This window comes from Roseateles sp. (assembly GCF_031397715.1).
In the GTDB taxonomy this organism is placed as follows: Bacteria; Pseudomonadota; Gammaproteobacteria; order Burkholderiales; family Burkholderiaceae_C; genus Paucibacter_A.
Window position 1 is genome coordinate 1 of sequence record NZ_JANNMI010000323.1, and the last position, 9,219, is coordinate 9,219.

General features: G+C 65.3%; 6 protein-coding genes. 4 read left to right on the forward strand and 2 right to left on the reverse strand.

Annotated elements, in window-relative coordinates; genetic code table 11:
* The 3 genes from RMO57_RS14165 to RMO57_RS14175 all read left to right on the forward strand — a co-directional run.
* Nucleotides 1–875, forward strand: an 875-nt coding sequence (locus RMO57_RS14165; protein WP_414896432.1) for a hypothetical protein, incomplete at its 5' end; no start/stop codon positions are given.
* 16 nt (nt 876–891) lie between these two features.
* Nucleotides 892–2,073 carry a class I SAM-dependent rRNA methyltransferase gene (locus RMO57_RS14170; protein ID WP_310387659.1) on the forward strand — a complete coding sequence of 394 codons (1,182 nt, stop codon included), beginning with the start codon at nt 892–894 and terminating at the stop codon, nt 2,071–2,073.
* A gap of 204 nt (nt 2,074–2,277) precedes the next feature.
* Nucleotides 2,278–3,366 carry a trypsin-like serine protease gene (locus RMO57_RS14175; RefSeq protein WP_310387660.1) on the forward strand — a complete coding sequence of 363 codons (1,089 nt, stop codon included), beginning with the start codon at nt 2,278–2,280 and terminating at the stop codon, nt 3,364–3,366.
* Between the two features lie 50 nt (nt 3,367–3,416).
* On the opposite strand, the gene RMO57_RS14180 is transcribed toward RMO57_RS14175, so the two are convergent.
* Complete coding sequence (locus RMO57_RS14180) at nt 3,417–3,905, reverse strand: Lrp/AsnC family transcriptional regulator (protein ID WP_310387662.1); 489 nt, start codon at nt 3,903–3,905, stop codon at nt 3,417–3,419.
* A 142-nt stretch (nt 3,906–4,047) separates the two neighbouring features.
* Here RMO57_RS14180 and glmS point away from each other — a divergent pair, with 142 nt between their 5' ends.
* Entirely contained in the window at nt 4,048–5,919 is a 1,872-nt protein-coding gene (gene glmS, locus RMO57_RS14185; RefSeq protein WP_310387664.1) for a glutamine--fructose-6-phosphate transaminase (isomerizing), read from the forward strand.
* 675 nt (nt 5,920–6,594) lie between these two features.
* Here the strand turns inward: glmS and RMO57_RS14190 are convergent.
* The coding region (locus RMO57_RS14190) for a capsular polysaccharide synthesis protein (RefSeq protein WP_310387666.1) at nt 6,595–9,219 on the reverse strand (2,625 nt) is incomplete at its 5' end.

Sequence of the window (9,219 nt, forward strand, 5' to 3'; positions counted from 1 at the left end):
GCAGCGGCAAGCCCAACACCGGGCGCATCGGCTTCGCCGGCGCGGACCTGCGGCAATACATTGCCGACGGCAGTTGGTGGGGGGTCGAGGCTGCCGGCGCAGCGCAGGGCGGGGTTGACGGCTATATGGAGGTGCTGGCGACGGCCGGCCAGGACTGGCCGCTGTGGGGCCCGAAGCTGCGCGTCGGTGGCCAGTTGGGTGCAGGCCTGGCTGGTGGCGGCAATGTCGACACCGGCAACGGCTGGCTCTTGCGCGCCGGCCCGACGCTGCGCTGGATCAGCCCCTGGGGCGCCACCGTGCGGCTTGACGCTGGCCTCAGCTACGCACCGGACGGGCAGTTTTCGACCCGCTTTGTGCGCCTGGGCCTGGCTTTGCCACTGGATCAAACGCCGTCGATCAGCAGCAGTTTCGAACAACAGTCCGGCACCGTGCGGACCCAGAAAATCTTCGCCAGCTACCAATACCTGCCCAAGGTCCGCTTCAAAGACGGCAGCGAGGACGCGATCGGCCAGATCGCCTTCATCATGACGCGCGAGCTGACGCCAAGCCTTTACGGGGTTGCGCAGGCCGGCAGTGCCGCCACTGGCAAGGCCGGGGCTTACGCCTTCGGCTTGTTCGGCGCCGGCCTGCAGTCGCCCCTGTTGCTCGGCGGCGCGCGCTTTGGCGCTGAAGTGTTGGCCGGTGTGGCCGGCGGCGGCGGCGTGGATGTGGGCAGCGGCGCCTTGTTGCAGGCCGAAGGCTATGCGCAATGGGAGCGTGAGCACCTGCGTGTGCGGGCCGGCCTGGGCCAGTGGCGCACCATGCGCAATGGCGCGCAAACCGCCCAAATCTTCAATCTATCGGTCGGCTATGCCTTTGGCAGCCTGGCCCGCTGACAGCATCAAGGACAGCATGAAAACAATCGTCATACGCGCCGGCAAAGAGCGCTCCTTGCAGCGCCGCCACCCCTGGATCTTTGAAAGCTCAATCGCCCGCGGCGGCGCCGACGCCGGTGAAACCGTGCGCGTCGAGGCGGCCGACGGGGCTTTTTTATGCTGGGGCGCCTTCAGCCCGACCTCGCAAATCCGCGTGCGCGCCTGGAGCTTTGATGAGGCGCAGCGCATTGACGCCGCGTTCTTCGAGCAACGCATCGCGCGTGCGCTGGCGGTGCGGGCGCGCTTAGGGATTCAATCCAATGCCATGCGCCTGATCCACGGCGAGGCCGACGGCTTGCCCGGCCTGGTGGTGGATCGCTACAGCGACACGCTGGTGGCGCAGTTCCTGGCCAATGGCGTCGAGCGCTGGAAGGATGTGATTGCCGACCAGCTGCTGGCCGCCACCGGCCTGAGCCGTTTGTATGAACGGTCGGACGCGCAGGTGCGCGATCTGGAAGGCCTGGCGCAGAAGACCGGCTGGCTGCGTGGTGGCGGTGCGACAGAAGTGGCGATCAGCGAACATCAGTGGCAGCTGACGCTCGACGTGGCCGAGGGCCACAAGACCGGTTACTACCTGGATCAGCGCGACAACCGCAAGAAGTTTGCCGACAGCGTGCGCCAATACGGCTGCAAGACGGTGCTGAACTGCTACAGCTACACCGGAGGTTTTTCGGTCGCTGCCTTGGCCGGTGGCGCCGAAGAGGTGATCAGTATTGACTCATCCGGGCCGGCACTGGCGCGTGCCAGCGCCCATGTGGTCTTGAACGGGTTTGACCCGGCTCGCCACCAGGCGCTGGACGCCGACGTCAACGCCACGCTGCGCGCTTTCATCAAAGAGGGTCGGCAGTTCGATGCCATCGTGCTGGACCCGCCCAAGTTCGCGCCCACCGCCGCCCATGCCGAGCGCGCCGCGCGGGCGTACAAGGACATCAACCGCCTGGGCCTGATGCTGCTGAAGCCGGGTGGCCTGCTGTTTACCTTCTCTTGCTCGGGCGGTGTGGGCCCCGAGTTGTTCCACAAAATCGTCGCCGGCGCGGGCCTGGACGCCCCTTGCGACGGCTTCATCCTCGACCGCGTGGGCGCCACGCCGGACCACCCGCAGACGATTTGTTTCCCCGAGGGCGAGTACTTGAAGGGCCTGTTGATCTTGAAGTCTTGAGCAATTGGGGTATCCGGCTAATGGTTTGCCTCTACGCGCATTTCAGGGGGAGGTTGGCTGCGAACGCTGTGGCATATTCAGTCATCGATGGCCCGCTGAGCATCGAAAAATAGCGCGGCCCTGCAGCAAAACGGCGGGCGTCGCAAGGCAGGAGGGGTGGCGGCATCAACAGCATTGCCGCTGCAAACGGAAGGATTTGGAATCATGGCGAAGTACACGAAACTCACATCGATCGCGGCCGCTGCCGCTCTGCTGGCACTCGCCGGCGGCGCGCAAGCCGGTGGTGCTCAGACCCCGAACACCGGCAACACCTCGGCAGCGTCCAACTGGCGTTTTGCGCCCGGTCAGGTGTTTGACGGGGTCGCCGGCGCGCTGGACGGGGTGGCACGGCTGAGCTTCACCACCTCGGCCGGCAGCTATGCCTGCTCAGGCTCCTTGCTGGCCGGCGGCCAGTACGTGTTGACGGCCGCCCATTGCGCCGATGACTTCACGTCCATGAAGGTGCAATTTGGCTGGAACAACGGCACGGCGCAGGTCACTCGCAGCGTGGCGGTCGGCAGCGCCGTTGTGCACAGTGGCTGGAACGGTGATCTCGATACCGGCGCCGACATCGCCATCCTGAAGCTCGATCAGGCGGTCACCAGCATCAAGGGCTACAAGCTCAGCAGCACCTTGGACGTCGGCAAGCAGCATCTGATGGCCGGCTACGGCACCACGCAGATCGGCAGCTCTAACTCCGCGACCAACTGGAACGACGGCAACTACGGCCATTACGGCTACAACACCTTCGATGTCACCAGCCTGGATTTCAATACCAAGGTTTTTTCCGATGACCCGCTGTACGGCAACGCCGATTACTACAAGCATGGCGTGACCTATATGGTCGATTTCGACCGCTCGAATGCTGCCTACAACGTGCTGGGGCGGACCGCAGCAGAGTACGGCGGCAACTGGACCAGCGACGAGGGCATGGGCGCCAATGAGGCCTTGATTGCTGGCGGCGATTCCGGCGGCGGTGATTTCGTGTTGGTCAATGGCGAATGGCTGCTGTCCGGCGTGCACAGCTGGGGTTGGAATGATGCCTGCGGCTATCTTGGCTACACCAGCTGCGCCAACGCTAACCAAAACGGCTCCAGCTATGGCGACCTGTCGGGCTCGACCGCCGTGTATTCGCACCTGGCCTTCATCAACGATGTGACCGGCGTCACCGCCGTGCCGGAGCCAGCCAGCTACGCCTTGATGGCGCTGGGCTTGTTCGCAGTGGGCGCCGTGGCGCGCCGCCGCAAGGCCTGATCGATAGGCCGCTTTGCACAAGGACGACCCGCTGGGTCGCCTTTTTCGATTCAGGCGCTCGGCAAAGCGATGCGCGGCTCGAACTTGCCGCGCCGCACCGAGAAGAAGGCCTTCACATTGCGCACATTGGCGTCTTGCGTGAACAAGCGCATCACCAGCGCTTGATAGGCCGGCATGTCGGGCACTTGCAGGATCAGCACAAAGTCCGGCCCCGGCGAAACCTGGTAGCACTGTTGCACCGCCACTTCCGCCAAGACCTTGGACTCAAATGCCAGCAAATGCTCGGCGCCTTGCCGGTCCAGCGTGATTTCGACGATGGCGCTCAGGCCTGCCCCTAGCTTCTCGGCCGAGAGCAAGGCCACCCGGCGCTCGATGACGCCGCTGTCGACCAGGCGTTTGACCCGGCGCAGGCAGGTGGCCGGCGACACATGGGCGTGGCGGGCCAGATCTTGATTGGACAAGGCCGCGTCGGTTTGCAGGCAATCGAGGATGCGCAGATCGGCTGCGTCCAAAATCACGACGTCGGTTGATTCATTCATATTTTGTTGATTCGTGAAATATTGAGCCACGAATTCGTAATTGTGGTTAATTATTTCAATTTTAATCAAATTTTGAAAACAATGGAATCAGGCAAATGCCTACGATGCGTTCCAGCAAAAACCTTTGTCGGAGCAATCAATCATGTGTGGAATCGTCGGTGCCGTCAGTCAGCGCAATATCGTCCCCGTTTTGATCGAGGGTCTGAAACGGCTTGAATACCGCGGCTATGACTCTTGCGGCGTGGCGGTGCACCAAAACGGCGGCCTGCTGCGCGCCCGCAGCACCTCGCGCGTGGCCGAGCTGACCGGCCTGGCCGCCGAGGACGGCATCGCCTCCGGCACCGGCATTGCGCATACCCGCTGGGCCACCCATGGCGTGCCGGCGGTCCACAACGCCCACCCGCATTTCTCGGCCGGCCCGAACGCGACCGCCGACGCCGTCAGCCGGATCGCCCTGGTGCACAACGGCATCATCGAGAACCACGAAGAGTTGCGCGCCGAGCTGAAGGCCCGCGGCTATCTGTTTACCAGCCAGACCGACACCGAGGTGATCGCCCACCTGGTCGACCATCTCTACAACGGCGACCTGCTGGAAGCGGTGCAGCAAGCGCTGCCGCGCCTGAAGGGCGCTTACGCCGTGGCGGTGTTCTGCCGCGATGAGCCGCACCGCGTGATCGCCGCCCGCGAAGGCTCGCCGCTGGTGCTGGGGGTGGGCATGGATGCGGCGCAGGGCGAGAACTTTGTCGCCTCGGACGCGATGGCGCTGGCCGGCGTCACCGACCAGATCGTTTACCTGGAAGAGGGCGATGTGGTTGACCTGCAGTTGGGCCGTTACTGGATCAGCAATCTGAACGCTCAAACCGGCCGTTATGAGGCGCAGCAGCGCGAGGTGCGCACGGTGCACGCGCACAGCGGCGCGGCCGAGCTGGGCCCGTACCGCCACTATATGCAGAAGGAAATCTTCGAGCAGCCGACCGCGATTGCCAACACGCTCGAAGCCATCACCAGCATCAGCCCCGAGCTGTTCGGTGACGGCGCGTTCAGCATCTTCAAAGAAGTCGATTCGGTGCTGATCCTGGCCTGCGGCACCAGTTTTTACTCCGGCTCGACCGCCAAGTACTGGCTGGAGTCCATCGCCAAGATCCCGACCAGCGTTGAGATCGCCAGCGAATACCGTTACCGCGACAGCGTGCCGAACCCGCGTACCTTGGTCGTAACGATCAGCCAGAGCGGTGAGACGGCCGACACCTTGGCGGCGCTCAAGCATGCGCGCGCGCTGGGCATGAAGCACACGCTGACGATCTGCAATGTCTCCACCAGTGCCATGGTGCGCGAATGCGAGCTGGCCTACATCACCCGCGCCGGGGTTGAAATCGGCGTCGCCTCGACCAAGGCCTTCACGACCCAGTTGGTGGGCCTGTTCCTGCTGACCTTGGCGTTAGCACAAACGCGCGGTCATCTGAGCGAGGAGCAGGAAGCCGAGCATGTCAAGGCGCTGCGTCATTTGCCGGTGGCGGTGCAAGCGGTGCTGGCGCTGGAGCCGCAGGTGATTGCCTGGAGCGAAGAATTCGCCCGCAAGGAAAACGCCTTGTTCCTGGGCCGCGGCCTGCATTACCCGATTGCGCTGGAAGGTGCTTTGAAGCTGAAGGAGATCAGCTACATCCATGCCGAGGCCTACCCGGCCGGTGAGCTCAAGCATGGCCCGCTGGCGCTGGTGACGGCTGAAATGCCGGTGGTGACGGTGGCGCCGAACGACGCCTTGCTGGAAAAGCTCAAGAGCAATATGCAGGAAGTCCGTGCGCGCGGCGGCCAGCTTTATGTGTTTGCCGATGGTGACACGCAGATCGAAAGCGAGCCGGGTCTGCACGTGATCCGTATGCCCGAGCATTACGGCGCGCTCAGCCCCATCCTGCACGTCATCCCGCTGCAGTTGCTGGCCTATCACACCGCCTGCGCACGCGGGACGGATGTTGACAAGCCGAGAAATCTTGCCAAGTCAGTCACTGACGAGTGACTGCTTGGCGAGAATTTGGCGCTGTTGTGAGGATTAAAGTGCCCAGGCATTTCGAAAGTCCTGAATGCGTGGCAACTTGGTGCCCGGAGCCGCCTCTCGGAATTGGCTCTTGGCAGGGATTGCGCAAGGCCTGGCCCACTCGCCCGTTTTTGCTTTCATCCCTTTCATCCCCTCCATCCTGGCTAAAAAATTTCCTCAAAGGGTTCGCGGGAACAAGAAATTTGAGCCTGGATGGAGGGGATAGAAGGGATGAATACATTGGCTGAGTTTCTCGCACAGCCGGGCTATGGGCAGATTTTCAATCAGCCAGCTTCGCGGCCGAATGACGCCGCTGGGCACGGAGTTGACCGCCGCTGACTCGTTCGCCGTTTAAGCCAGCGGGCCCTGATGCCATTGCGCAGCTTGTGAAAGCTGTCGTTGGATTGGCCGACGCCTGATGCACGGATGGTCTCACGTCGCAGATTTGTCGATCGGCAGCTTCGGGGGGTGCTGCAGACTTTCGTCCAACGAAAAGCTCAATGGCCGGTTTCGGCCGCAGAGGTTGTTGGCTCGCCAAAATCGATCGATCGACTGCTGCCAGCCTTCAACAGCCGCCCGCGCAATGGAGGGTCGCGGCTCCGCGTTACCTGGCGGGGCGTGTCGCGCCGCGCGTCCCGCAGCCGCTATTGCATCTGCTTATGTCTGCAGCCCGCCGTGGCTAGGCGCCGGTCCATCCAGCGGCAGACCATCGAGGCGCCAGACGGCCAGGCTTTTGTCGGCATAGGCGCCGCCGCCTTCGGTGCATTGCTCGTTGAGTAGCAGCAGCGGCGGCGCAAAGGCGAACGGCGCCAGTTGCAGGTTCAAGGTGCGCCACTCGCCGCCGGCGGTGTCGCGGTTCGGCCTCGCGCCAGTGAAAGTGGTGGTCAGCAGGAAGTTGGCGCCGCTGCGCTGAAAGTTCCGCAGCACGGCGCGAATCTCGGCATAGGACAGATGCGGCAACAGGTCGCGGCAAAAGATTGCGTCGGCCCGCGGCAGTTCGGCCTCCATCAGGTCCAGTCGCCGGAAGCTTCGGCGCGGGCCGGCATCACGCCCCTGGAGGCCGGCGATCACCTCGCCCAGCACATCCACGCCGGTGTACTGCTCGATACCCAGCTTTACCGTGCGCATCCAGTTGAAGTCGCCGCAAGGTGCATCCAGCAGTGAGCGTACGCCCAGGCGCGCCAGCAGCAGTGGCAAGCCTGCACGTAGCCGCTGCGTCTGCTGCAGGTTGGAGCCCGGACCTGAGATCGACTCGTCGCGGTGCTGCCGGTACAACTGCGCATGATGGCTAAAGATGCGCTCGTGCGGCGAGGCCGATGCGGCGCCGCCGGCTGGCCGCCCGCTACGGGCCAGCAGATAGGCGAAAAAGGTAGCGGGCTTCAGCAGGTCGGCGCCCGGCCGCGCCGCCAGCAGCGGGCCGATGCGCGAGTTGGACAGCATGTAGCACAGAGCAGCGGGGTCGAAGGCCTGCGCGTGCCCGGCCGCGCTGCGCTCGGTCAGGAAGGCCTCCGGCTCGCTCCAGCAAACCGGCTGGACGCGCCGGCAGGGCAGTTCGTGCCAGGCTGAAGGCAGTGCGTCGACGACAGCGCCCAGGGGCTCCGAGCCCAGCGAGGTCCAACCCAGCGGCCGGTGCGAACGCAGCAGCGTGCAGACTCGTGCGTAGGTCGCCTCGATGATCGGGCTAGCGGGCCGCGCCGCCAGGAAACCATTCGAGACCAGGCCGCTGCGCTCGCAGTGGCCGACGGTCTCGTGCTCGACCAACAGGTCCAGCACCGATTGCAGCGGCTGCATGGCCAGGCAGTCGGCATCCACCCAGAGTCCGCCGAAGCGGCGCAGCAAGTACAGGCGTATGTAGTCGGCGCGGTGGGCGATGCGCAGGCGGTCGAGATTGATGTCGCGGTCGCCTGCGGGGTCCTGGGCGCGCATCCGCTCGAAGGCCTCGCGGTCCAGCAGCCGCAATGCCGCCGGTGCAGCCGCGCGCAGCGTGGCAAGGCAGGCTTGGATCCAGGCCGGGCAGGGACCTTCCCAATAAGTCCAGACGGCAAGCCCTGGCCCCGGTGCAGCCGCTTCGTCGGCACCGTCGGCCCCGTCGAAGCGGCTCAGCAGTCCTGTCGCCGGCACTGGCGCGGGGAAGCGCACCTTGAAGGCCTCAGCCTGGCGCAGCGTGCCGACCTGGTGCAGCAGCTCGACATTGGCCGCATAGTGCGGATTGGCGGCGCTGGCAGCGCCCGGTGTCGGACCGCCCGAGCATGCATGGTGCAGGTGGTGCATCTGCTGTCCGGGCCGGCGCGAATGGCCGGCGCGGCCCAGCAGGCCGATCTTGTGGTTCCAGGCGTTGTCCTCGCCGCCCCAACCGCGGAATCCTTCGATGAGGCCGCCGTGCTCGGCGAGGAAACTGCGCCGCACCAGGCCCGCGCCGCCTGAGGCGCCCGAACCCGAGGCCAGCACGCGCACCGGCTTGCAGCCCGCCGCTGCTCGCAGGCCCTGCATCACCGCCTGCGAATCCGGCGGCGACAGGTAGCGCACACCGGCATAGGGCGTCAGGTAGTCGAGCCGGCGCTCGCGCAGCTCCTGCACCGCGGCGGCGATGAAGCCGGGCTCGGCGATCAGATCGTTGTCGTGCCACAGCAGCAGCTCGCCGGCCGCCACCGGCTGCGCGGCGTTCAGCGCGCGGGCGCGCTCAAAAGCGCCGCCATGCGCGATGAACAGGTGCAGGCAGGACCAGCGGCGTGCGCAGTCCAGCGCCACCGGCGCCGCTCCCAATGCCGTGCCCATCTCGACGATGACGATCTCCAGCCGCACGCCCTGCTGCTGGCGCAGGCTGGCCAGCGTGCACATCAGCTGCGCCAGCCGCTCGGCGCCGCCGTGCGGAATAACGACCGAGACCAGCGGATCGGCAGACAGCGGCGCCTGCGGGGAAGCGGACTGCGGTGACATGGGGGGAGGCTCCTTCATTGGGGGCGCCGAGGGCGGGTCCAGCGCCGCTGCATCACCGCAGGCTGCCGCCCAAAAGGCCGGCCATTGCCGCTCGAATGCCCAGTGCCGCTCCATCCATTGGCGATTGGCGCGGCCCAGCGCGGCCAGCGCTTGCGGGCCTTGTTCGATCAGCCGCAGCAGTGTCGCCTCCAACCCGTCCAGCGTGCTGAAGACGAAGGGCAGGGCGCCTTCGGCCCCCGGCGCGCAGCGGCGCAGCGCCTGCTCGACACCGTCCAGCAAGCCGACGCCATTGACGACCACCGCACCGACAGCCAGCCCTTCGAGGCTGTTGCGGTGGTAGCTGCC

Coding starts and splice junctions, on each gene's coding strand:
- RMO57_RS14170 (WP_310387659.1), top strand. CDS start 892: ATGAAAACAATCGTCATACGCGCCGGCAAAGAGCGCTCCTTGCAGCGC.
- RMO57_RS14180 (WP_310387662.1), bottom strand. CDS start 3,905: ATGAATGAATCAACCGACGTCGTGATTTTGGACGCAGCCGATCTGCGC.
- glmS (WP_310387664.1), top strand. CDS start 4,048: ATGTGTGGAATCGTCGGTGCCGTCAGTCAGCGCAATATCGTCCCCGTT.
- RMO57_RS14175 (WP_310387660.1), top strand. CDS start 2,278: ATGGCGAAGTACACGAAACTCACATCGATCGCGGCCGCTGCCGCTCTG.